21 protein-coding genes are annotated in these 22,831 nt (G+C 44.7%); 6 read left to right on the top strand and 15 right to left on the bottom strand.

What is annotated here, in order from left to right; all coding sequences use genetic code 11:
• Positions 1 to 2: 2 nt before the first annotated feature.
• From fliN to fliF, 9 genes are all read right to left on the bottom strand, one after another.
• The gene (gene fliN, locus IQ209_RS01915; protein WP_047767905.1) at positions 3 to 410 is read right to left on the bottom strand and encodes a flagellar motor switch protein FliN; all 408 of its coding nucleotides are present in this window, start codon (positions 408 to 410) and stop codon (positions 3 to 5) included.
• Entirely contained in the window at positions 403 to 1,410 is a 1,008-nt protein-coding gene (fliM, locus tag IQ209_RS01910) for a flagellar motor switch protein FliM (protein ID WP_193848457.1), read from the bottom strand. Before fliM ends, fliN begins: the two co-directional genes overlap by 8 nt.
• Positions 1,411 to 1,415: 5 nt before the next feature.
• Complete coding sequence (fliL, locus tag IQ209_RS01905) at positions 1,416 to 1,892, bottom strand: flagellar basal body-associated protein FliL (RefSeq protein ID WP_193848455.1); 477 nt, start codon at positions 1,890 to 1,892, stop codon at positions 1,416 to 1,418.
• Positions 1,893 to 2,107: 215 nt separating this feature from the next.
• Positions 2,108 to 3,562, bottom strand: coding sequence for a flagellar hook-length control protein FliK (locus IQ209_RS01900; RefSeq protein ID WP_193848453.1), 1,455 nt, complete (start codon positions 3,560 to 3,562; stop codon positions 2,108 to 2,110).
• Complete coding sequence (fliJ, locus tag IQ209_RS01895) at positions 3,559 to 4,005, bottom strand: flagellar export protein FliJ (RefSeq protein WP_189759190.1); 447 nt, start codon at positions 4,003 to 4,005, stop codon at positions 3,559 to 3,561. Before fliJ ends, IQ209_RS01900 begins: the two co-directional genes overlap by 4 nt.
• A 139-nt stretch (positions 4,006 to 4,144) precedes the next feature.
• Complete coding sequence (fliI, locus tag IQ209_RS01890; RefSeq protein ID WP_193848451.1) at positions 4,145 to 5,509, bottom strand: flagellar protein export ATPase FliI; 1,365 nt, start codon at positions 5,507 to 5,509, stop codon at positions 4,145 to 4,147.
• Positions 5,509 to 6,213 (bottom strand): flagellar assembly protein FliH, encoded by a 705-nt coding sequence (fliH, locus tag IQ209_RS01885; RefSeq protein WP_193848448.1) that lies wholly within the window; start codon positions 6,211 to 6,213, stop codon positions 5,509 to 5,511. Before fliH ends, fliI begins: the two co-directional genes overlap by 1 nt.
• Positions 6,206 to 7,198 (bottom strand): flagellar motor switch protein FliG, encoded by a 993-nt coding sequence (gene fliG, locus IQ209_RS01880; protein WP_193848447.1) that lies wholly within the window; start codon positions 7,196 to 7,198, stop codon positions 6,206 to 6,208. The genes fliH and fliG overlap by 8 nt, the downstream gene beginning before the upstream one ends.
• Positions 7,195 to 8,907 (bottom strand): flagellar basal-body MS-ring/collar protein FliF, encoded by a 1,713-nt coding sequence (gene fliF, locus IQ209_RS01875; protein WP_193848444.1) that lies wholly within the window; start codon positions 8,905 to 8,907, stop codon positions 7,195 to 7,197. The genes fliG and fliF overlap by 4 nt, the downstream gene beginning before the upstream one ends.
• A 239-nt stretch (positions 8,908 to 9,146) precedes the next feature.
• On the opposite strand from fliF, the gene fliE reads away from it, so the two are divergent.
• Positions 9,147 to 9,458 carry a flagellar hook-basal body complex protein FliE gene (gene fliE, locus IQ209_RS01870; RefSeq protein ID WP_193848442.1) on the top strand — a complete coding sequence of 104 codons (312 nt, stop codon included), beginning with the start codon at positions 9,147 to 9,149 and terminating at the stop codon, positions 9,456 to 9,458.
• 548 nt (positions 9,459 to 10,006) lie between these two features.
• On the opposite strand, the gene fliT is transcribed toward fliE, so the two are convergent.
• Genes fliT through fliD form a run of 3 tightly spaced genes read right to left on the bottom strand, consistent with a single transcriptional unit; the run spans position 10,007 to position 12,268 of the window.
• Complete coding sequence (gene fliT / locus IQ209_RS01865; protein WP_189760620.1) at positions 10,007 to 10,381, bottom strand: flagella biosynthesis regulatory protein FliT; 375 nt, start codon at positions 10,379 to 10,381, stop codon at positions 10,007 to 10,009.
• On the bottom strand, positions 10,381 to 10,791 hold the full coding sequence (fliS, locus tag IQ209_RS01860; RefSeq protein WP_099131292.1) for a flagellar export chaperone FliS: 411 nt from the start codon (positions 10,789 to 10,791) through the stop codon (positions 10,381 to 10,383). Before fliS ends, fliT begins: the two co-directional genes overlap by 1 nt.
• Before the next feature lie 13 nt (positions 10,792 to 10,804).
• Positions 10,805 to 12,268 carry a flagellar filament capping protein FliD gene (gene fliD / locus IQ209_RS01855; protein ID WP_193848440.1) on the bottom strand — a complete coding sequence of 488 codons (1,464 nt, stop codon included), beginning with the start codon at positions 12,266 to 12,268 and terminating at the stop codon, positions 10,805 to 10,807.
• 99 nt (positions 12,269 to 12,367) lie between these two features.
• Between fliD and IQ209_RS01850 the strand changes: the two genes are divergently transcribed.
• From IQ209_RS01850 to fliZ, 4 genes are all read left to right on the top strand, one after another.
• Complete coding sequence (locus tag IQ209_RS01850; protein WP_193848438.1) at positions 12,368 to 12,598, top strand: hypothetical protein; 231 nt, start codon at positions 12,368 to 12,370, stop codon at positions 12,596 to 12,598.
• Positions 12,544 to 13,635 (top strand): FliC/FljB family flagellin, encoded by a 1,092-nt coding sequence (locus tag IQ209_RS01845; RefSeq protein WP_193848436.1) that lies wholly within the window; start codon positions 12,544 to 12,546, stop codon positions 13,633 to 13,635. Before IQ209_RS01850 ends, IQ209_RS01845 begins: the two co-directional genes overlap by 55 nt.
• Positions 13,636 to 13,909: 274 nt before the next feature.
• Positions 13,910 to 14,632, top strand: a complete 723-nt coding sequence (locus IQ209_RS01840; protein ID WP_099116287.1) for an RNA polymerase sigma factor FliA — start codon at positions 13,910 to 13,912, stop codon at positions 14,630 to 14,632.
• 53 nt (positions 14,633 to 14,685) lie between these two features.
• Complete coding sequence (fliZ, locus tag IQ209_RS01835; RefSeq protein ID WP_189760624.1) at positions 14,686 to 15,198, top strand: flagella biosynthesis regulatory protein FliZ; 513 nt, start codon at positions 14,686 to 14,688, stop codon at positions 15,196 to 15,198.
• Between the two features lie 99 nt (positions 15,199 to 15,297).
• Here the strand turns inward: fliZ and putA are convergent, their stop codons facing one another.
• Positions 15,298 to 19,278 carry a trifunctional transcriptional regulator/proline dehydrogenase/L-glutamate gamma-semialdehyde dehydrogenase gene (gene putA / locus IQ209_RS01830; protein WP_193848434.1) on the bottom strand — a complete coding sequence of 1,327 codons (3,981 nt, stop codon included), beginning with the start codon at positions 19,276 to 19,278 and terminating at the stop codon, positions 15,298 to 15,300.
• 515 nt (positions 19,279 to 19,793) lie between these two features.
• Between putA and putP the strand changes: the two genes are divergently transcribed.
• Complete coding sequence (gene putP / locus IQ209_RS01825) at positions 19,794 to 21,278, top strand: sodium/proline symporter PutP (RefSeq protein WP_193848432.1); 1,485 nt, start codon at positions 19,794 to 19,796, stop codon at positions 21,276 to 21,278.
• Between the two features lie 114 nt (positions 21,279 to 21,392).
• On the opposite strand, the gene IQ209_RS01820 is transcribed toward putP, so the two are convergent.
• Both IQ209_RS01820 and IQ209_RS01815 read right to left on the bottom strand, forming a co-directional pair.
• Complete coding sequence (locus tag IQ209_RS01820; RefSeq protein WP_193848430.1) at positions 21,393 to 22,202, bottom strand: hypothetical protein; 810 nt, start codon at positions 22,200 to 22,202, stop codon at positions 21,393 to 21,395.
• A gap of 131 nt (positions 22,203 to 22,333) precedes the next feature.
• Positions 22,334 to 22,678, bottom strand: coding sequence for a hypothetical protein (locus tag IQ209_RS01815; RefSeq protein WP_193848428.1), 345 nt, complete (start codon positions 22,676 to 22,678; stop codon positions 22,334 to 22,336).
• Positions 22,679 to 22,831: the final 153 nt, after the last annotated feature.

Raw genomic sequence — 22,831 nt, 5'->3', positions numbered from 1 at the left:
AGTTAACGACTCAAGCGACGCATGCGTTCAGAAGGAGTGATGATATCTGTGATACGGATACCGTATTTATCCGATACGACAACCACTTCTCCCTGCGCGATCAAATAACCATTAATCAGAATATCCAATGGTTCTCCCGCCAAACCATCAAGGGGAACGACTGAGCCTTGTGACAGTCTCAACAGTTGTTTGATGGTCATTTTAGTACGGCCTAGCTCGACAGAGAGCTTGACAGGAATATCCATGATCAAATCAATATCGGAAAGTTGGGCCAACGCATCCTGCGCTTCCAGATTCTCAAATATTGACGCGCCGCCGTCAGAGGTTTGCTGTGCGGCCTGTTGTTCCAGCGCTTCTGCCCACATATCTTCAGTCGAGCTGGTATCTGTAGGTTGTTTAGCATCACTCATTGGGCTTTTCCTCATCCAGAGCAGTTAAAACAGGGTTAATCAGGTGTTCAACACGCAGGGCATATTGCCCGTTCAGTGTTCCATATTGACTGGTGAGCACAGGCACACCATCAACGTGAACGATCAGACGTTCAGGTTTTTCAATCGGCAAGATATCGCCTCTTTTCAATTGAAGGATTTTTGACAGCCGCAGAGGAATATCAACAAAGTTCGCCACCAGCTCTAATTCTGAATGTTGAACTTGCTTCACTAAACTTTCACGCCACTGGCTCTCTTCCTGACGCACATTTTCCACAGGGGGATTGGTCAGGCGCTCGCGCAGAGGTTCGATCATGGCAAATGGAATACAGATATTGAATTCCCCGGTCAATGCACCGATCTCTACCTGGAACGGTGTCGTCACCACGATGTCATTCGGTGAAGTGGTGATATTGGTGAATTTCACCTGTGTCTCGGAACGCACGTATTCCACTTCAAGTTTAAAGATAGAATCCCAGGCATCACGATAGGCATCCAGTGCCAGTTTCAGCATCCGGTTAATGATCCGCTGTTCGGTATAGGTAAATTCACGACCTTCCACTTTGGTTGGAAAACGGCCATCTCCCCCAAACAGGTTATCAACGGCAATATAAACTAAGCTAGGTTCGAACGCGAATAGCGCCGTTCCTCTCAATGGTTTCAGGTGGACCAGATTGAGGTTGGTTGGCACAGCCAGATTGCGGGCAAATTCGTGGTAAGGCTGAACCCTAATAGCGCCGACCGTAATATCCGGGCTACGGCGCAGCATGTTAAACAGCCCCATCCTGAATTGGCGGGCAAAACGTTCATTGATGATTTCCAGTGACTGCAAACGTTCGCGTACAACACGGCGTTGTGTATTGGGATCGTAAGGGCGAACCTCACTTTCTCGGGACGCAGTTTGTTCTACGTCATCAGCAGAGGCACTGTCACCATTGAGCAGAGCGTCGATCTCTGCTTGTGAAAGAATATTGTCACTCATTGTGATTATCGCAGAATAAACGTGGTAAACAACACATCGGCGATTTCCTGATCGGGTTCACCGGGTATTAGTGTCGGGTGTAGTGTCTGTTTGATATCTGCCACCAAATGCATTTTGCCATCATCTTTTGCCAGATCAGTCGCTTTCTGACGAGATAATAACAACAACATACGACTACGAACTTCTGGCAGATATTCATGGAAGCGCTGACGGATTTTCTCGTCAGTCAAACGCAATGTGATGCCAACGTAGAGAACACGATCGAAATGCTCTTCGTTGTCGATCAAATTGACGGTAAAAGGCTCCAAGGTCATAAATACAGGGGCATCAATGGCTTTGGTTTTTTCTGTACTGTTATTGGCTGACTGATTCATTACCCACCAGCTATACCCTCCGATGGCAACACCAAGAACAGCAATCAGTACTAACAGTATCATCCAAATTGGATTTGTGCGTTTATGCTCGTAGCTATAATCAGACATGGACAGATAAATTCCTGTTTTCTGTTGCGAATAAGTCTCCGCGCATTCCGTGGCGAAGCCCTTATCCATCAAAATCGAGATCAATTATCCCGCGTCTTTGTTTCGGCAATGGCTGGAACAAACGGGGAAAAAACCATTAACTCACACGTTTGTTATCGACCTGTTTTCGTTTTATTCCGATGTCTCACGAAATTAGGCGAATGTTTAGGTGGTAATTAGGCAAAAATATCAATACCTCCTCTGGCCGAGGTGAGTTGTTGAGGTGTCACCCTGATGGCTGATACAGAGGAGGCGGTGATCTCGGTTGCAGCCACTAAACCCGACTCTTGCGTTTCAGCATGGGAATTAGAATTGCTGTTCGGGTTATTGGCATGGTTATCAGCAAAATACTCTTGTTGACCGTTTCCTGGGGTATCACTGTTGACACTGCTTTGTGCCAATTGAATACCGTTTTCGGCTAATGCATGGCGTAACCCTGGTAAGGCCGCTTCCAGAGCAGCACGCACATGCTGATGGGCGGAAACAAAATGCAATTGTGCCTGATTGTCTTCAACGCTCATGCGGATGTGCAACGCGCCCAGTTCTTGAGGATGTAAGCGAAGCTCTGCCTGTTGCAGACCGTTACGGTTAAAGAACAACACATGTTGATTGAGCTGTTGCTGCCATTCTTCGCTGCCAAGATGAGCATTTAATAAAGGTGTAGTGAAAGGTGTAGTGGTACTGTTAAGCTGAAATTGTTGTCCGGCTGAAAGCAGGGAAGGGGTTGCCAATACCGCCGGTGAGTCGATAGAAGCTGTTTCTGCCGTCGAAGATAGCAATGCAGGCGCTATTTGCATTGCCATCTGGAGCAGATTTGGATCTTTGCTATTACCTGAAACGGTCTCTTTGAGAAGAGCTTTGCCAGATTCAACCTTATTATTGGTGGCAAGGTGATTGGGAACCAGTTTAAGTTGTCCGACGAGCGGTGCCCATTCAGTTTGAAGGCTGACGGAACCCTCTGTCTTAGTGTTCAGAGGGCGCGCCGCCTGTTTAGCCGAAAGTTGAATGTCTTCACCTTGCTCACCCGCTTTAGACAGTTCAACAAAATTAGTGTCAGTTAATCTGCTATCTTTGGCGTTGCTAATCAGCAGTGTATTAGCAGGACTGTTTTCGCTATCCTGCCAGGCACTTTCCGGTAATACATCTTCTGGTGATGAATTTTCCAGCAATCTATTTTCTAACGATCCATTGCCGATCAAAACCTGTGAGTCTTCAACAAGAACAGCGGAATTGGTATGGGGAGTCAGCAGTCCAGCAAGCTGGATGGGTATCGTCGCACTTAATGCTTCGGCAGATAAGAGATCTTCATCTTTTAATACGGCAAATTCAGCACTATTTTCTTGCTGTGTTGTTTCTACCGATGATTTATCCTTGACCATACTGTTATCTGACACTGCTGCCAATGGCGGCCAGCCGCTTTCTGCTGTTTTATCAGAAGTGGATTTTTCCTCTGTCAGACTATTTTTATCCGTCTGAGTAGTGGGTTTGCGCATAGAGGCGGTTTCTGCATTGAGAAGTTGCCCAAATTGAGAAGAATGGTTACCGATCACGGTATTATTTAAAGTTGGCTGACTTTTATCTGTACCTTTGTCCGTGAATTTTAAATCAGTAGGCAAAAGAGTGAGATTCATTGTTTCATTCTCCGTTGTGCACCGCGTTGTGCGTACTCGTCCATTTGTTTTTGCTCCATGCGATTTTGGTGTAACTTCAAATTATGCTCTGCCCGCTGTTGCAGTGTGTCGAAGGCATTCAGGCGTTGCTGTTTTTCCTGCCATTGTGACATGGCTTGTTCAAGACGCTTTTTCCATTGGTTGAGTTGTAATCTGTGCTGTTCAATTGCCATTTCCAGCGTTTTCATAAATTGCTGGTAATTTTGCCAAGTAGAGCAGGACATACCATTGCTGAGCGTGTCATTCAGACGGGTACGATACTCATCCTGATAATTCATTAACGCCGTGAGTTGTTGCTCCATTTGTTGGTGACTTTGCCGAATCTGCGCAAGTTGCGATGCCGCTTTTTCTGCCGCATCCTGGGCAAGTTCACGCAAAGTCATGAGAGGGGAGTGTTGTTGCATGTATTTCCTCGTATTAATCACCAAACAGACATCAGCGTTACTGAATGACATCAATAGTAAACTTATATCGGCACCGTATTGATAAATGTTATACCCCTTGGCAAAAGTATTTTGGGGTTAAATTCCCACAGACAAAATACTATGTTGGCAATAATTGTTGAAGCTGAGAGCAGGCTTCATCGTATTCACTGCGCTCGTCAATGCCTTGTTGCAGAAATTGGGCCATATGAGGATAAAGCTCAATCGCTCTGTCAAGCAGAGGATCACTGCCCGCCGCATAGGCACCAACGTTGATCAAATCCCGGTTGCGTTGATAGCTGGAAAGCAACTGTTTGAAATGTTGTACTCGCCGATAATGGGTATTGTCGATCAGTGCGGTCATGGCACGACTGATAGAAGCTTCGATATCAATAGCAGGATAATGACCAGATTCCGCCAGTGAACGTGATAGCACGATATGACCATCCAGGATGGCTCGCGCAGCATCGGCAATCGGATCTTGCTGGTCATCACCTTCTGTCAACACGGTGTAAAATGCAGTAATGGAACCGCCATCACTGACACCATTGCCGGCTCTTTCCACCAGTGCGGGTAACTTGGCAAATACAGAAGGGGGATAACCTTTGGTTGCTGGTGGTTCGCCGATAGCCAGTGCGATTTCACGCTGTGCCATGCTGTAACGGGTCAGGGAATCCATGATCAACAAGACATGTTTGCCTCTGTCGCGGAAATCTTCGGCGATGCGCGTTGCATAAGCGGCGCCTTGCATCCTCAGCAAAGGTGAAACGTCGGCGGGAGCGGCAACAACGACAGAGCGTGATAACCCCTCCGTACCCAAAATATTTTCGATAAAGTCTTTAACTTCACGACCACGCTCACCAATTAATCCCACAACGATCACATCGGCTTGGGTATAACGTGCCATCATGCCAAGCAGTACACTTTTACCGACGCCGGAGCCAGCAAATAATCCCATACGTTGCCCACGTCCCACTGTCAGCAGGGCATTGATGGCACGAACGCCAACGTCCAATACATTGCTGATAGGGGTTCTTTGCAGGGGATTAAATGGTGTTGTTGTTAAGGGGGCACGATAACCTGTATCGGGAGCAGGTAAACCATCAAGAGGGCGGCCTGCACCATCCAGAACCCTGCCGAGTAATTCCGCTCCCAAAGGCAAGCGGCGTCCGGCGCTCGCATCTTCGCCATAAGAACGGGCATAGACGCGAGCGCCCGGTACAATGCCTTCCAATTCTTCCAGCGGCATCAGCAACAGTTTTTCACCATTGAAGCCGACGACTTCACTTTCAACCTCTTCAATGACGTTGCCATTTTGGCGCTCGATCAGGCAGGTAGCGCCGAGAGGCATATGTAAGCCAGTGGCTTCCAGTACCAAGCCTGTGGCGCGGGTCAGGCGCCCATAGCGACGTACTTTGGGTGTTTTTTCCAGTCGCTTTTCCAATGAATCCAACGTTGCCAGCCAGCGACCCAATCTTGCCGTCATCACAATTCTCCCGGTGCTGCCAGACGACACATTTCATGCCAGCGGGTAGCTAAACTGGCGTCCATATCTCCTTCATCGGCGCTGACTTTACAGCCGCCCGGATGCAATTTGTTATCCGCAATTAACCGCCAGCCGTGTAGCGCCAAAACTTCCCCCAGTTGTTGCTCAACCAGCGGAATATTTTGTGGATGGATACGCAATTGGGGTTTGCCGCTGAACATAGGTTCTTGCTGGATAAATTCGCGGATCTGATTCAGCAGGGCGGTGCCATCACACACCGCAGGTTGCCCCAGAATATGATGGGCAGCAGTTAATGCAAGTTGCATCAGGCGGGAAGCAATCACGGTATCCAACCCATCCAATGAATGACTAAAGTCCGTTAGCAAGTCTTTCCACTGATCAGTAATCACTTGCTGTTGTTGTTTAGCTTCCTGCAAACCTTGTTCCAGTCCGGCTTGGCGGCCTTCCTGAACCCCTTGTTCATAGCCTTGAATCTGGCCTTCTGCAAAGCCCTGCACATGACCAGCCTGACGCGCCTGCTCTTTTAGTTCGTCCAGTATTCTTGCTTGTTCCAGCAGCCGATCTTGTTCGCTTGGCTGCTGTTTCTCATCTATGGGTTCCAGTTTTGCCCGCAGGGTTTCCCACTGAGTCAATTCGCCTGGCTGCCACGGTCGCCAGTTGCCATTATTCGACTTATCAGACATAGGTATCGTCACCACCGTTTAGGATCATTTCGCCACTTTCTGCCAGACGACGAACAACAAGCAGGATGGCTTTCTGTTCGGCTTCCACTTGAGACATCCGCACAGGACCACGGTTTGCCAAATCATCGCGCATGATTTCAGCAGCACGCTGCGACATATTGTTGAGGAAGTGATCGCGCAATGCCTGATCGCAACCTTTCAATGCCACAAGCAAGGAATCGGTGGAAACTTCCTGCAACAGACGTTGGATACTGCGATCGTCCACGCTGATAAGATTTTCGAACAGGAACATTTCATCAATGATTTTCTGTGCCAGTTCGTTATCATAGGAACGAACGGCGTCAATGACACCTTCTTCCTGCTGGCTTTTCATCAAGTTGATGATTTCTGCCGCTGTACGAATACCCCCCATCTTACTGCGTTTCAGGTTTTGACCATCCAGCAGGTTATTCAGGACTTCCGTCAATTCCGCTAACGCGGAGGGTTGGACACCACCAAAAGTGGCGATACGCAACATGACATCGTTACGCAGTCGGTCATCAAACAGGGCGAGGATATCGGCTGCCTGACCACGGTTCAGGTGAACCAAAATGGTAGCAATGATCTGCGGATGTTCATCGCGGATCATATCGGCTGCCATCTGTGGCTCCATAAAGTTAAGCGTTTCGATGCCTGTCGTGGTATCACGGGATTCAAGGATATCCTCAAGCAGGCTGGAAGCCCGTTCTTCTCCTAATGCCTTGATCAGTACGTTGCGCAGATAGTCGTTGGCATTGATGCTGAGGGCAGTAAACTGCCCTGCATCTTCTTCAAATTCTGCCAGCACTTCAACCAGTTGCTGGTTGGAGACTTGTTTCATCCCCGCCATAGCGACACTCAGTTGTTGTACTTCGCGGGAATTCAGGTGCTTGAATACCTCGGCCGCCTGATCTTCTCCCAGGGTCATTAACATGACGGCACTTCTTTCTGTTCCGCTTAGGCTCATTGTTCGTTACTCATCCATTGACGGATCACCAGCGCGACGACGCGAGGATCTTTTTCTGCAAGTTCACGCAGACGCTGGCTTTGCAGCTCAACATTGACACGTTGGCGAGCCAGTTTACGGCGCATTTTTTCATCCAATTCAGTATTGGTCTCTGTTTGCTGTTTCGGCGGGTTCTTTTGCACTTCCAGCGCAGCTTTTTCCGCGGCACGTTTTTTGGCGATTTGTGGCACGACCATCTTACGCCACAGTAGCCATGCAACCAGTACCAACAGTAACCAACGACCTGCTTCTAACAGTTTCTCCAGCAGGGCAGGGTGCTGCCAGAATGGCAAAGGTTCTATCACTTCGGTGGTGTTATTGAATGGTGTGTTAACCACATTCAGGCTATCGCCACGGTCAGCAGAGAAGCCCATGGCTTCACGAGTCAATGCTTCGATTTGTGCTAGCTGTTCTGGTGTCAACGCTTGTGTTTCAGGACCATTTTCTCCCTTCACGGTGGTATAGTTGACCACAACTGCAACCGAAAGGCGTTCCACTGCGCCAGCCTGCAATTGCGTATGACGAATGGTGCGATCCACTTCGTAGTTAGTGGTTTCGTCATAACGGTTATTACGGTTGTTGCTTAACATACGCTCGTAGCTATTGTTTTTGTTAGCGTTACTGCGCTGTTGGTCAGTTTTTTCGTCAGCGTTGCCTTTGGCATTTGCGTTCGGTTTCTCGATTGGTGCACTTGGTGCAGCACTTGGCTGATTTGACAACGCACCCGGCACGCCACCGACCAATGGGCCACCGCTTTGCTCGCTGGTGCTGCTCTGTTTAGAACGGACAGCGGCCTGATTTGGTGGCTGGTTAGGTTTATATTCTTCTGCTGTTTCTTCGCGACGGGAGAAATCAATTTGTGCCGTGACCTGTGCATGAACGTTGCCACGGCCAACCACAGGGGCCAGAATGGTTTCAATTCGATGTTGGAAACGGTTTTCCACTTCTTGTGTATATTTCAACTGAGTGGTATTCAAATCGCGGCTAGTCGCATCGCTTTGTGTCAGCAAACGCCCAGATTGATCCACAATCGTGACACTACTTGCGGGTAAGCCGGCAACACTGCTTGAAACCATATGCACGATGGCATTGATTTGTCCTTCATCCAGCACCCGGCCTTGTAGCAATCCCACAGTCACTGAGGCTGATGGCGATTTTTGTTCACGAACGAACAAAGAAGGTTTAGGCAGCGCCAGATGGACACGGGCGCTTTGGACTGGACCGAGCGATTCCACGGTACGAGCCAACTCACCTTCCAGCGCGCGTTGGTAATTGACCTGCTCACTGAACTGACTGATGCCGAATTTTTCTTTATCCAAGAGCTCGAAACCCGCGGCGCCCCCTTTGGGTAATCCTTGTTGTGCCAGTTTCAGACGCGTTTCATGCACCTTATCGGTCGGTATCATGAGTGCAGCGCCGTTCTCGGCAAAACGGTAAGGGATATTCATTTGGGTTAATTGAGTAACAATCTCGCCACCATCCTTATCACTCAGGTTGCTGTAAAGCACCCGATAGTCGGGGCTGCGCAAGTAGAGAAACAGGGCGATAACGATAGCGATGGCAGCAGAGCCAGCAACTAATAACGGAACTTTTGGATCAGCTTTTATCCTGCTGATGATAGCGTTGAAGCCTTTATTTTGGTTTTCAACGTCGGTTGTTGCTGCACTCATAGACGATCCTTGCCTTGCTGGTCAACATGAATACTAAAAGCGTGGCGTAACAAAACAGACTCCCCATACGCAAGCGAAAAGATTCTTCCTATTATTAATTCCATCATTATTCGCTGTTCACACCTCTTTTAATGGCACAATAAGCTTCGAATTTTGACTTCAATTACCCGCTTTAGTTTAGAAAGGCTATGTTACGGTGACATCACCTAATCAATAGGGTGATTTAACGCGAGGTTTTTATGTCAATTCCGGCAATTGAAGGTGTACTGCAACAGATGCAGGTTCAGGCGTTACAAGCAGCAAACATTGCCAAGCCCATGCCAGTACAAGGCAGTTTTGCCAGCCAGCTGACGACGGCAGTGGAGAAAATAAACCAAAACCGCTTACGGGCGACGAAGCAGGCACAGGATTTCACTCTGGGCGTACCCGGTGTGGAGCTAAATGACGTCATGGTGAATATGCAAAAATCGAGTATTTCTCTGCAAATGGGTATTCAGGTGAGGAATAAACTGGTGGGTGCCTATCACGAGATTATGAATATGCAGGTTTAATAGGCGATTTTTGTAAGTATAAAGTCATTAACGATCATTCTTGTTTGGGGCATTATCCTCAGTAGTTTCGCTATTTTCGTTTATTTATGCCCCATAGATATAAGTCAGAGGAGGGTGATTATTTATTATCTCATTCCAATCTGCAAACGTTATCGGTAACTTATCTTTTTCCAGAGGATGCCTGCCAATTTAAAGTTGATACTGAGAAAATCCTATTTCTCGAATGGATAATATCGTAATGATAACGATATTATTTATATAGTTTGTTTGTATTATTTGCCTTTTAATTAAAAATAATACGTGTTGATAATATCGCCTGTTAATTGCCTCATAGAATCAGAATCGCCACTATCATTTGATGGTTAAATTTTTGTTAAAAAATACAGATAAGATACCTTGATTGTTTGCAAAATATCAATACAATAAAGTGCCGAATTAGATTAACCAAAAAAACGATAGTGACGAATTGACACCGCCTGAAATAAAAAATAAATGACACCATTAATCAGAGTTATTGTTAAATGGAATCACTGGTGCCTTTGTGATATCTATTTTGATTCCGTCGTAATTAACTCCATTTCATAGTTATTAGTCGGGAACTGTCCGTATGTATCATGTAAGAGTTGCTTACAACTTTCCTGTTTAATCAGGTCGCTGAGTTCATTTAACCTTCTTTGCAACAATCTCTTAGTTTCTTTTTCATTATCCAAGACAGTTTGCAAAATTTTGGTCAATTGTTGCTGTAATGAAATAGGTGCGTCTGAATTTTCTGATAATGAAGTCACCACTTCGACTGCCTTCAGGTAAGTGATCTCCATATCAATCAGTTCGTCCCACTTTTCATTTCTGGCTAAATCAATCATTTGCTCACTTAAACTAAGGATCTGCTGATAAGCTGACAAAAGATCCGTATCATTTTTCATTAAACAATATCCTGACTGGCGTTGTAATGAGGACCTATTTGCCGCCAAGCATCTGAAATCTCGGTAAGTAAATCAATCACTTCGGTAATAGCCTTCTCATCATTGCGTAAATTGGCATGGAGTAAACGGCGACCCATATAATCATATAAAGCAAAAAGATTCTGGGCAATCTCGCCGCCTTTCTCGAAATCTAATCCCTCTTTGAGACCATTATCAATGATATTAATCGCCTTTGAAATAGCTATCCCTTTTTCTGGAATATTCCCTTGTTGCATCAGAATGATTGCACGACGCAGGGCGCTGAGCGCCCCGTTGAACAATATCTGAATCAACTGATAGGGAGAGGCATTCATAATTTCGCTCTCAAGATCTACCTGAGCGTATAACTGGCTTGCCGAACGTTGATACATTAGTGTCCTTTTATTATCTTAAAAGTTGGGCCAGGGATAAACCTGCCTGATTCATTGACGTAGTCAGTTTATCCAGCGCGGTAAATTGTTTTTTATAACGTTGCATTGTGGCTTCAATATTTCTATTCGTCTGCTCTGCTTGTTTTTCCAGTGTCTTTAGACTCTTATTGATACCTTCGGTGACTGTTGCGATAGTCCCTTCATGACTATCCAGGGTTTTTTTCAAGAAATTATAGGTTGTGGTTGCAAAACCGGTTTTTTCTCCATCACCCATAAAGAAAGCCTTAACATCGGCGGGTTTCTCCTTGAGTTTCTTTTCCAGTTTTTCATTGCTGATTTCCAGTGTACCATCCAATTTTTGTTTGATGCCCAGTTTATTTAGGGTAGCAATATCAGCAACATTTTGTGCCGCAACGAGCTGGTGTCTTAGCTGGCTTTGAATACCTTTTAACGTACTGTCACCCAGCAAAGGACCATTATCTTTTGACGCCGCCTCACCTTTTCCAACTTGCTTAAATTTGGTCAAAGAACTAAAGGTGTTTTGTAGCTCATTATAGGCATCAACCCACTTTTTAATCGCCTCTTTCATTGGCTCAATATCACGAGAAACCACCAATGTTTCTGGTACTGTTCTTTTTTCAGTTTTGCCGTTGATTTCGACTTCTTTTGTTTCTGAAACCTTTTTCAGATTCAGGATGACGCCTTCTGGTGCATCTTTTATTTCATTAGTCTGGCGTTCAATCTTAATGCCATTGATGGTTAATTTTGCATTGGCAGGCTCCACCACTTGTTTCATTGCACCAGTGCCACTGCCTCTGTCGTCAGACTTATAGTTCAGCCACTCACCTAACTTATCATCACCTTGAACCTCAATCGTCATCACTGATTTTGTGCCGGCTTTTTTCGAAGTCAGGATTAAATAATTTTTATCATCTTCTGCTTTGATGATACTGGCATTAACGTTGCCTTCTTGTTTATTAATGGCATCGCGGATTTCAATCAGGGACGTTTCATTATCCTTCAGGGAAATGCGCATGGGTTCTGCTTTTTTCCCATCCGTTTTTTCTTCGCCTGGTTGGGTAATAATAAGGGTACGGGTGCCTTTACTTTGTTCTCCTAACGGAGTTTTTACGTCAGGAAAAACTTTAGATTGCAAAGACTGAGCCCTGGCAAGTTGTTGGACTTCAATTTCATAGTTACCCGGGCTGGCTTTAGAGTCTGTACTTGGGGTAAATGTCTTATGTTCTTCACTGGCTTTAGTAGTATTGAGCTTATCGAATTTTTTAAGTTCTTCGGATGCACTCTTTAATTTTTCCAAACTCCCTTTTAATGTACCGAAACCGGTCAGTTTCGCTTTATAGCTACTTTGTTGCTGGGTTATTGGTTGTAAACGTTTTCTTTCACCTGCTTCGAGCTTATCCAGTAAATTTGGATCTAACCCAGATAAGGCTCCTGCCGAGGAGGAAATGCTAGCCATATTGACTCCTTTTAATAAAAAGCATCACTGGAGATGTTATCGGATTAATTTGCGAAAAGTTTACTGACAAAATGATTTTTTTGATGGACAGAATAATTGGTGAGAACAGGCGCTGTTTGGGTTATCGGGGAAAAGCGAGAAAAAAATAAAAAAGTTTTTTCAAGAAATATTAAAGGTTCTTTTGAAGGGGCCGATAAAACTGTTGGCGGTGATGCACACCGTGAGCAAAAGGCTCAAACTCATTATATCGACTTGATTTTAAAAGGAACTCTACTATGGCATCAGTCATTAATACTAACTACTCATCTCTGCTGGCGCAAAATAACCTGACCAGATCTAAAGGTACGCTGGGTACTGCTATTGAACGTCTGTCTTCTGGTTTACGTATTAACAGCGCGAAGGATGACGCTGCTGGTCAAGCGATCGCTAACCGTTTTACAGCTAACGTTAAAGGTCTGAATCAAGCTGCCCGTAACGCTAACGACGGTATCTCCATTGCCCAGACTACCGAAGGTGCTCTGAACGAAATCAATAACAACTTGCAACGTATCCGTGAATTGGCCGTTCAGGCAAAAAACGGCAGCAACTCTGAAAGCGATACTAAATCTATTCAAGAAGAAGTTAAACAACGTTTGGGTGAAATTGACCGCATCTCTGAACAAACTCAGTTCAATGGCGTGAAGGTACTGAGCAAAAATAGCAAAATGACTATTCAGGTTGGTGCAAACGATAATGAAACTATCACCATTGATCTGAAAAAAATTGACAGTACTGTTTTGAAACTGAATGAATTTGATGCGACTAAATTTAAAAATCCTCTTGTTGGTGATGAATTAACTACTGTTCCAGTTACAACAGGGACAGGTCCAACCGCAGTAACAACAAACAAGAAACCTGATACTAGTGCTGTCGCCGGTGCTAAAGATGTCAAAGTCTTCCAGAAATTGACAACAGCTGGTCAGCCTGACGGTAATAAAGTAATGCTTACTTATACTAAAGATGATGGTAAGCAATATACTGCTGAATCAACCGTTGGTACGGACGGTAAAGTCGTAGCAGTAAAAGCTACTGATGAAAAAGAAGCAACTGTTAATGATCGTCCTTTGGAAGCTCTGGACAGTGCTCTGGCTCAAGTTGATAGTCTGCGCAGTTCACTGGGTGCAGTACAAAACCGTCTGGAATCTACCGTTAACAACCTGAACAACACTGTTAACAACCTGAGCGCTGCTCGCAGCCGTATCGAAGACGCTGACTACGCGGTTGAAGTTTCTAATATGAGCCGTGGCCAGATCCTGCAACAGGCGGGTACTTCTGTTCTGGCACAAGCAAACCAAGTCCCACAAACCGTTATGCAACTGCTGCGTTAATTTTTATTTACCCGTTAGGCAATTATGCAGGGCAACCTGCATAAATAACGCTTATAAAATAAGGATCGGTTCGCCGATCCTTATTTTTTAGTGTTGAGTGAGTGTTTTTAGCAAGATCGTCAAGGACAGCCTGAAACTGATTATGCATTTGGGCGGACAACAAAAATTTCGCATAGGTGAAAAAGAAGTGCTTTTACTTCATTGTTCCAACGATTGTACCGATTAGGGGATTGGATAATGGTATCCAGTCTCTTATCCAAAGGTGTCTGTTGTTGTGAGCGATTTGTATACCGCCGAAGGCGTGATGGACAAAAATAGCCTCTGGAAGCGCTATGTACCACTAGTTCGCCATGAAGCATTGAGGCTACAGGTCAGGTTACCTGCCAACGTAGAACTCGATGACTTACTTCAGGCCGGTGGCATAGGCTTACTGAATGCAGTGGAGCGGTTTGATTCCATGCAGGGAACCGCCTTTACCACCTATGCGGTACAGCGCATCAGAGGTGCAATGTTGGATGAGTTGAGGAGCCGTGATTGGGCTCCGCGTAGTGTGCGGCGTAACGCACGTGAAGTCACGCAGACCATCCGTAAACTTGAGCAAGAGTTAGGCCGTCCAGCCAGTGAGCAGGAAGTTGCTAAAGAATTAAAGATTAATCTGATAGAATATCGGCAAATACTGTTAGACACGAATAACAGTCAACTGTTTTCTTATGACGAATGGCACGAAATTCACGGTGAAAGCTGTGAGCCAGTGATTGAGGAGGAGCATGAGGCAAACCCTCTGCAACAATTACTGGAAGGTGATCTTCGTCAGCGGGTCATCGAGGTCATAGAATCGTTACCTGAACGGGAAAAGATGGTTCTTACGTTGTACTATCAGGAAGAACTGAATCTTAAAGAGATCGGCGCGGTGCTTAATGTGGGAGAATCCCGCGTAAGTCAGCTTCACAGCCAGGCAATAAAAAGGTTGAGGGCGCGCTTGAATCCAGAGAAGTAACTTTTTGCTTGTTTGTTTTTTTTGTTAAGACTATACACAGGGCTTTATCTCTTATGTCTATTACAACACAAAAGAAACGGCCTCTTAGCCGTTATATCAAAGATTATAAACACAGCCAGACTCATTGTCTGCACTGTCATAAAACCCTTGACCGTATTTCGCTGGTTTTTAACGGTCAGGTCATCAATAAAGAAGCGATTTCTGAGATGACTGAGTTGGTGGATGACAAAACCTGGAATGAGTTGCAGGGTAAATTCGTGGCGTTGTGCCGCTTTTGTAGTGAGATTTATTGCAATAGCCAGACTGATTATTTCGACATTATGTCATTTAAACAGTATCTGTTCGAGCAAACAGAGATGAGCCATAGTACTGTGCGTGAGTATGTGGTTCGTTTAAGGCGTTTGGATGAATTGCTGACATCAAGTAATTATCCGACCAGTGAATTTACCACAGAAAAAATTCAGGAAAAACTCAGCGAAAAATTATCCCAATCTGCTTTCAGCAATTACAATATTGCACTGCGTAAATATGAACAATATCTGAGTTGGCAACAGAACGGTCATTGATTAATTTATACCGATAGATAATGTTGTCAAATTGAAACGATTTCAGAGGGGAGTGCGATTACCACGCATTCCCCTCTATGTATTTTTAACCGAATAATATTAACCAATGGTCATCAAGCTCGCATTACCGCCTGCTGCTGCTGTATTAACACTTAATGAACGTTCATGCAGTAAGCGTTCTAGCAGCAAATTAGTTTCACCACGGGCAAAACCCTGTACGGAGATAATCGGCCCTTTACGTTGGGCAATCACCTCACATACTCGGCGCAATTGATCGCAATCGCCATGATAAATAACCGCTTCCATCGCTGTTTCTTCATGCTGCCAATCGTTAACCCAATGGATATGCTGGTGAATTTCATTCGGTAACTGGCGTTGTAGCCCTTGATGTAGTTCGTCTTTCTCCCAAAGAGCTTGACAACCAACAGAAAGTACCGCGGCTAATTGCACCAATGCATCCTGTTCGTTGTCTGCAAGGCAAAGAACATGACCACGCGGCAATAGGGTATAAGTATTACGCTCTCCGGTTGGTCCCGGTAATAAACGTATTGTCCCGCCTTGTGCCAGTAAACTGTATTCCTGAATCACCTGGCCTAATGTTTCATTATTCTGTTCGGTTGCCCAATCTGCCAGTTTGTAGAGAGGCGAATGCAGATCAACACGGGCTTTGGCATCAATCTCATACTCTGTATCCTGTCGCTCCAGGGTTTGGCTGGCGGCATTGAGAGGGCGTTGTGACAGTAAGCGATACAGATACAGTGGCCCACCGGCTTTTGGCCCTGTGCCTGACAAACCTTCGCCACCAAATGGCTGCACGCCGACGACGGCACCGACCATATTGCGGTTGACATATATGTTGCCGACTTTTGCTTTGCCTGTGACTTGGGCGATGGTCTCATCAATACGAGTGTGGATCCCCAACGTCAAGCCATAACCCGTAGCGTTGATTTGATCCAGCAGCTTATCCAACTCATTACGTTTAAAACGGACAACATGCAGGACTGGCCCGAAAATTTCTTTCTTCAATTCATCGAAACTTTCCAACTCGATAAGCGTTGGTTGGACGAAAGTGCCTTGTGACCACTCCTGGCTATCGGTAGCATTTTCGTATGCTGCCTGATAAATTGTCCGACCTTTGCTACGCATGGTTTGGATATGACGTTCGATTCCCGCTTTGGCTTCTGCATCAATGACAGGGCCAATATCTGTGTATAAATGCTCAGTATTACCCATCCGGCATTCAGCCATCGCGCCTTTTAGCATGGCGAGAGTCCTTTCAGCGACATCTTCCTGAACACACAGGATACGCAGGGCAGAACAGCGCTGGCCTGCACTGTCAAAAGCAGAGGCGATGACATCAGTAACAACTTGTTCGGTTAGCGCGGAGGAATCTATGATCATGGCATTTAGGCCACCGGTTTCTGCAATCAACGGTGTTGGGCGACCTTGTGCATCAAGGCGGCCAGCAATATTGCGCTGCAACAAGCTGGCAACTGCGGTAGAGCCGGTAAACATCACACCGCGTACACGTTCATCGCCAACCAGTAGCGCTCCCACCGTTTCCCCTTGTCCGGGCAGTAATTGCAGCACCTCGCGCGGAATACCCGCTTGGTGCAATATTTTTACTGCAACGGCGGCAATAAGTGGCGTCTGTTCTGCGGGTTTTGCCAGAACACTATTACCTGCTGCCAATGCAGCGGCGATTTGGCCGGTGAAAATTGCCAGCGGGAAGTTCCACGGGCTGATACACACGACAGGTCCCAGTGGGCGGTGGGTATCATTGGCGAAATCTTGGCGAACCTGGCTCGCGTAATAATGAAGAAAATCTACGGCTTCGCGCACTTCGGCAATCGCATTGTTGAATGTTTTACCCGCTTCACGAACCAGAATGCCAAGCAAAGATTGCAGGTCATTTTCCATCAACTCTGCTGCACGCACTAAAATTGCGGCGCGTTCTGAAGGGGGAGTGGCAAACCAAATTGCGCCGGCATCGGTAGCCACGTCCAGCGCGTGGCTGACTTCTTTTTCAGTGGTTTCACGAACATAACCCACAATATCGGAATTTATGGCGGGATTATTCACTGGCTTAATTGCAGGCAGTTCTCCTGTCGGTTGGTAATCACCACCTAACAACGGTTCGCTGTTCCACATTTCTATTGAAGAACTGAGCAGGGCGCTGGAAAGAGAAGCTAAACGATGTTCATTGGAGAGATCTAATCCCAATGAATTAACCCGGTTTTTGCCGTATAAATCACGTGGCAGAGGGATTTTGGGATGCGGCAGGCCGATTTGCCCTTCGGCTTGGGCTAATTCCTGTATTATTTTCACCGGATCAGCGACCAGTTCATCAATTGGCAATGACGTATCGGCAATGCGATTAACAAACGACGTATTAGCCCCATTTTCCAGCAGACGGCGCACCAAATAGGCCAGTAATGTTTCGTGTGTGCCTACCGGTGCGTAAATACGACATGGGCGATTGAGTTTACCTTCTGAGATCTTGCCGACGACTTGTTCATAAAGCGGCTCACCCATGCCATGCAGACATTGGAACTCATATTGTCCAGGATAATAGTTTTGTCCAGCCAGATGATAAATAGCGGATAAAGTATGAGCGTTATGAGTAGCAAATTGTGGGTAGATCAAATTAGGGACAGTGAGCAGTTTGCGGGCACAGGCAAGGTAAGAAACGTCGGTATAGATCTTGCGGGTATAGACCGGATAGTCTTCCAAACCATCGATTTGGGCACGTTTAATTTCACTATCCCAGTAAGCCCCTTTCACCAGCCGGATCATCAATCTGTGACGACTGCGTTGTGCCAAATCAATAATGCTGTCGATGACGAAAGGACAGCGTTTTTGGTAAGCCTGAATGACAAAACCAATACCGTTCCAGCCTTCCAGTTTTGATTCGAAACACAATTTTTCCAGCAAATCGAGGGAGATTTCCAGACGATCAGCTTCTTCTGCATCAATATTGATACCGATATCATATTGGCGAGCCTGTAAGGTCAGGGAAAGCAGGCGAGGATAGAGTTCCTCAATAACACGTTCGTACTGGGCACGGCTGTAACGCGGGTGTAGGGCTGAAAGTTTGATGGAAATGCCTGGCCCTTCATAAATACCACGGCCATTTGATGCCTTGCCAATGGCGTGGATTGCTTGCTGATAGGAAACCATATAGGCTTGCGCATCTTCTTCGGTTAATGCGGCCTCGCCGAGCATATCATAAGAATAACGGAAGCCTTTTTCCTCCAGCTTGCGCGCGTTGGCAAGGGCTTGGGCAATGGTTTCTCCTGTCACAAATTGCTCTCCCATCAGGCGCATCGCCATATCTACACCCTTGCGTACCAACGGCTCGCCGCTTTTGCTGATAATACGATTTAAGGATTTGGATAACTTGGCTTCATTATGGGTGGACACCAGCTTGCCCGTGAACAACAAGCCCCACGTTGCAGCGTTGACAAACATGGAGGGGCTTTGACCTAAATGAGAATGCCAGTTGCCGTTGCTGATTTTATCGCGGATCAAGGCATCGCGGGTGGCTTTGTCGGGGATACGTAACAACGCTTCGGCAAGGCACATCAATGCCACCCCTTCCTGTGAAGAAAGTGAAAACTCTTGCAATAATCCCTGAACCAAACCTGAGCGGCCAATGCCCTGTTTTTGTTGACGCAGCTTTTCAGCAATAGAATAAGCAAGTTTGTGAGCTACTTTCGCTTGTTCTTCTGGTAGCTGTGCACGTTGCAGCAGCATAGGGACCGCTTGAGTTTCGGGGAGGCGATAGGTCGCAGTAATTGCAGAACGTTTCACCGATTGGGGCAAAATATGTTCGGCAAAATCCAGAAATGGTTGATAAGGCGCCTCAATCTGTGATTCTACTTCGGAAATCATTTCTTCTTTGTTATCCTGACCTGCTGATATTTCTGGGAGCTTTCCCTCATTTTCCAGACGTTCAAGATAATTAAAAATGGCTTGCTTAATTAGCCAGTGTGGTGTGCGTTCAATTCGTTGTGCTGCGGCTTTGATTCGATTACGTGTTGCTTCATCGAGCTTTACACCCATAGTGGTACTACCCATTTTCACTCCTTAATAGGTAAGACTATAACAAGTTACATAACAATATCTTTCATGTTGCAACTTTGTGCAACTTTGTTAAAAGCAGTCATTCTAAATTTGTGAAATTAATCTTGTTTTCATTATTTTTTCAGTGAAACTTATTATTGATTTTTATTTATTTTATTGATATTTATTGGTTTTATTATAATTGTTAAATTTCAGGTATAACCAGTTATTCAATTTAAGGTACAACTTCTGGGGCGATAAATGTGATTTAGCAAACGTTTTTTATAAAAATTCAGTTAATTAGTTGTTAAAAATGTTTTAGCTAAATTAGGATAGAATGTAATTTTAGAATAATTACAAGCATAAATAGTACATATGAAAACTAATGGCATCTTCAGGTACAACTAGTTACAGCCTGGTAGAGAAGATGAGGTATCACTTAAAGGTACTTCAAGCATAGATGACATCATTTACGCAAATAACCCATTTGCAGAGACATAATTTAAAAAACACTATGGAGAAGAACCTGCATGACAGTAAATTCACCAATGCTTATTACCTTCATTATCTACATTGCAGGGATGTTGTTGATAGGTTTTGCCGCTTATCGTTCCACTAAGAATTTTGATGATTACATATTGGGTGGACGAAGATTAGGCAGTGTGGTAACCGCATTATCTGCTGGCGCTTCTGATATGAGTGGCTGGTTATTGATGGGGTTGCCAGGGGCTATTTTTTTCTCTGGTATTTCAGAAAGTTGGATCGCATTAGGGCTGCTGTTGGGGGCATACCTGAATTGGCGATGGATTGCAGGTAGATTACGCGTACATACTGAAATGAGTAATAACGCACTGACATTACCTGATTATTTTACTAATCGCTTTGAAGATAAAAGCAAAATTCTGCGTATTATTTCTGCACTGGTTATCTTGATTTTCTTTACTATTTACTGTGCATCGGGTGTTGTGGCTGGTGGTCTGTTGTTTGAAAATACGTTTGGTATCAGCTATGAAAAAGCGATTTGGCTGGGTGCATTGGCGACAATTGCTTATACCTTCCTCGGCGGTTTTCTTGCAGTAAGCTGGACGGATACAGTTCAGGCAACTTTAATGATTTTTGCTTTGATTTTGGTCCCTGTGCTGGTCTTGTTCAAAGTGGGAGGCGTTGACTCAGCTATCAATATTATTGAGGCAAAAAATCCAGCCTATTTAGATATGTTTAAGAATATGAATATTATTGCCATTGTTTCTTTGTTGGGATGGGGATTGGGCTATTTTGGTCAACCACACATTCTGGCTCGCTTCATGGCGGCAGATTCCCACCAGACTATTCATAAGGCCCGTCGTATCAGTATAACGTGGATGTTATTGTGCCTTGCAGGTACTGTGGCTGTTGGTTTCTTTGGTATCTCATATTTTGAAATATATCCGGAGCAGGCAGGGTCAGTATTGCAAAACCGTGAGCGTATTTTTATAGAATTAGGTGTGCTCTTGTTTAATCCGTGGATCACCGGAATATTACTGTCTGCGGTATTGGCTGCGGTTATGAGTACATTGAGCTGTCAGTTGCTGGTTTGTTCTAGTGCACTGACAGAAGATTTCTATAAAGCATTTATACGCACCAAAGCCAGCCAGAAAGAATTGGTATGGGTTGGTCGTATCATGGTTTTGCTGGTGGCAATCATTGCCATCATGCTCGCAACTAACCCGAACAATAAGGTATTGGCTTTAGTCAGTAATGCCTGGGCTGGGTTTGGTGCGGCGTTTGGCCCGGTGGTTTTGATTTCGGTATTGTGGAAACGTATGACTCGCAATGGTGCCTTGGCAGGTATGCTTGTGGGGGCAATTACTGTACTGGTTTGGATGGAGTACCGCTGGTTTTCACTGTATGAAATTATTCCAGGCTTTATCTTCGCGACGATTGCTATTATTGTGGTGAGCTTACTAGGAAAAGCGCCAAGTCAGGCAACACAACAGCGTTTTGCTGATGCAGAAGCGCATTATAAAACCAAATAGCCCAATAAAATAAAAAGCCTCTGATTTCTGATTATTCAGGGGCTGTTTTACTTATGGGAAACACAAAATATGCGCAAAATTTAGCAGGGGAAAAGCCCCTTTCGGGGCTGTGGTTCATATTTCTAGTGTAGCGGGCTCTACTCCTAATTTTTCCATTACTGCCTTAATCTCTTCATTATTTTTCAAATTATCTTCGCCGTACTTAGAGATAGCAGAAGATAAACATTTCTGATCAATGGCGTTGCATGTTTTAAAATCTTCTGTTGCTACAGAAGCAATCTTAGCAAAAAGAATTATTTGTTTATCATACTCGCTTGCTTTACTTGGATTTTTTAAAGCATTATTTGCAGATGATACAAGCTTCTCGGCCAATTCATCTACGGCAACCGAAACCGGAGTACATTCCCTCACCGATGGAGATCCTATAATGACACTACTACCAACGCAGGCGTATTTAACTTTTTGATTTTTATTTAACTCAGCGGCAAGATCTCTATATTTTTTAGAAAAATTGACATGCACTTTATTAAACATATCACCTGTTTTTAATGTCACAACAGGAATATCGCCAAAGCTAGAATCTATTGAATCAATAATACCAGATACGATAATTTTTTTACCTTTGTAGATCTTATCACCTCTGGCTTCATTGTCTGCGTAGACTTTTTGCATTTCTCTGGCTGATACAGCTAAATACTCTGTATCTAGCTGTGAACTACCTCCATCAAAGCTGTTTTCCACTTCATCGTGAATCATCTCCTTGACGACTTTTAATTCATTTTCGGTCAATTTAATTGCTTTTTTCGATGATGTTGCCGCAGAAGCGTTGCTACTTGATGATTTACTTTCATCATTTCCTGTAATGAAGACTATAACGATAAGAACAGCAAATACTATCCCTACCCATTTCAATACGTTTTTCATTTATATATCCACATACATTAAGTTATCTAATTATTTTAATTGTGTATTTAATTATCTAACGTCAAGTTTTTTGGGGTTTTTATACAGATATTGTGTAATTATTGCCCATATTTTTAGGGGGTATTTTACAATTAACTCGCTGTAACGGTTTCTTTTTTACTTGCTTTTTTCTTCAAAATCATTGAGATAATAATTGCCAATACAAAAAGAACTATATGAAAGCCAACATAGAACCAATAAAGCCCTACGCCATCGCCACCATCGCTGTGTATTGAGGCAGCCGTTACCATGAGGCTTGGAGATAAAAAAGCCGTGGAAATGATGTTTATACCAAATGTTACACCAGATAATGTTGGGCTTTTATAAAATGACATTAGAACAAGAACACTACAGAACATAGCGATAAATACGCCACCAACAGGAATAAAGATAGACAAAGCAGCAAATACAAGAGCAATAATAGATAATGCTTTCATTTTTAAATATCCCTAATTAAGGCGCCAAAATGTTCAGAAGCCTACCACTGAAAGGCTGGGCTGATTCCCCATTACTGGGTATTATATTCACCACCATCTCGGCATTGTTAAGTTTAAGTTTTATTCATATTCGCTTTATTTAAGCGATATATT

The organism is Xenorhabdus sp. BG5 (genome assembly GCF_015163665.1).
Classification (GTDB): domain Bacteria; phylum Pseudomonadota; class Gammaproteobacteria; order Enterobacterales; family Enterobacteriaceae; genus Xenorhabdus.
Note: the sequence above shows the minus strand (reverse complement) of the source record. Positions and strands in the feature narration are given on the sequence as shown.

Coding starts and splice junctions, on each gene's coding strand:
- fliL (WP_193848455.1), bottom strand. CDS start 1,892: ATGTCTGATTATAGCTACGAGCATAAACGCACAAATCCAATTTGGATG.
- IQ209_RS01815 (WP_193848428.1), bottom strand. CDS start 22,678: ATGAAAGCATTATCTATTATTGCTCTTGTATTTGCTGCTTTGTCTATC.
- fliE (WP_193848442.1), top strand. CDS start 9,147: ATGTCAATTCCGGCAATTGAAGGTGTACTGCAACAGATGCAGGTTCAG.
- fliI (WP_193848451.1), bottom strand. CDS start 5,509: ATGACGGCAAGATTGGGTCGCTGGCTGGCAACGTTGGATTCATTGGAA.
- fliS (WP_099131292.1), bottom strand. CDS start 10,791: ATGTATCAACGTTCGGCAAGCCAGTTATACGCTCAGGTAGATCTTGAG.
- fliD (WP_193848440.1), bottom strand. CDS start 12,268: ATGGCTAGCATTTCCTCCTCGGCAGGAGCCTTATCTGGGTTAGATCCA.
- fliG (WP_193848447.1), bottom strand. CDS start 7,198: ATGAGCCTAAGCGGAACAGAAAGAAGTGCCGTCATGTTAATGACCCTG.
- IQ209_RS01900 (WP_193848453.1), bottom strand. CDS start 3,562: ATGAATCTCACTCTTTTGCCTACTGATTTAAAATTCACGGACAAAGGT.
- IQ209_RS01845 (WP_193848436.1), top strand. CDS start 12,544: ATGGCATCAGTCATTAATACTAACTACTCATCTCTGCTGGCGCAAAAT.
- putP (WP_193848432.1), top strand. CDS start 19,794: ATGACAGTAAATTCACCAATGCTTATTACCTTCATTATCTACATTGCA.
- fliT (WP_189760620.1), bottom strand. CDS start 10,381: ATGAAAAATGATACGGATCTTTTGTCAGCTTATCAGCAGATCCTTAGT.
- fliN (WP_047767905.1), bottom strand. CDS start 410: ATGAGTGATGCTAAACAACCTACAGATACCAGCTCGACTGAAGATATG.
- fliF (WP_193848444.1), bottom strand. CDS start 8,907: ATGAGTGCAGCAACAACCGACGTTGAAAACCAAAATAAAGGCTTCAAC.
- IQ209_RS01820 (WP_193848430.1), bottom strand. CDS start 22,202: ATGAAAAACGTATTGAAATGGGTAGGGATAGTATTTGCTGTTCTTATC.
- putA (WP_193848434.1), bottom strand. CDS start 19,278: ATGGGTAGTACCACTATGGGTGTAAAGCTCGATGAAGCAACACGTAAT.
- fliZ (WP_189760624.1), top strand. CDS start 14,686: ATGTCTATTACAACACAAAAGAAACGGCCTCTTAGCCGTTATATCAAA.
- fliJ (WP_189759190.1), bottom strand. CDS start 4,005: ATGCAACAACACTCCCCTCTCATGACTTTGCGTGAACTTGCCCAGGAT.
- fliM (WP_193848457.1), bottom strand. CDS start 1,410: ATGAGTGACAATATTCTTTCACAAGCAGAGATCGACGCTCTGCTCAAT.
- fliH (WP_193848448.1), bottom strand. CDS start 6,213: ATGTCTGATAAGTCGAATAATGGCAACTGGCGACCGTGGCAGCCAGGC.